A 397-nucleotide genomic window follows, 5' to 3' on the forward strand; every position below is an offset into this window, starting at 1 on the left:
CTTTGAAAAAGCCTTTATTTGTAATGCTCAGATGGATCCATTGTAGTGAACTTGAAAAATATCACTCCATTATACAATTGGAAAAAAAATCTTAAAATTAAATAGGGCTCTGTCCAGGACTTAAATGTTAATGTTGTTTTCTTCTAAAAGAACATCCTTCAGTTAATCTAGCACGGCCACCAGTGGGTTGACAAAGGATCGTTGAGCATCCAGCGCAGACCACCACTCTCTGTGCGTGACTAAAAACTGTTGTAATCTTGTAACAGCCAGGGCACTTAACATCCATGAAATAAGAGTTAGGATGTGGCACTAGCCGCTTAAGCTTATGTTTCCTCCTCTCCGACGCAGGGGAAGGATGCAACAAATCAATTGCGAGCGGCATGGTTACAGCTTTAAT

Annotated in this window: 1 protein-coding gene; it reads right to left on the bottom strand. The window is 40.6% G+C overall.

The genetic code is table 11. From position 1 onward, the window contains the following. Positions 1-127: 127 nt before the first annotated feature. Complete coding sequence (locus F0L46_RS27855) at positions 128-382, bottom strand: 40S ribosomal protein S27 (RefSeq protein WP_149730646.1); 255 nt, start codon at positions 380-382, stop codon at positions 128-130. Between the last annotated feature and the right edge of the window lie 15 nt (positions 383-397).

Source organism: Salinarimonas soli (assembly GCF_008386575.1).
Classification (GTDB): domain Bacteria; phylum Pseudomonadota; class Alphaproteobacteria; order Rhizobiales; family Beijerinckiaceae; genus Salinarimonas_A; species Salinarimonas_A soli.

Bases quoted from the DNA above. Each gene is read 5' to 3' on its own strand.
- F0L46_RS27855 (WP_149730646.1), bottom strand. From the start codon at position 382: ATGCCGCTCGCAATTGATTTGTTGCATCCTTCCCCTGCGTCGGAGAGG.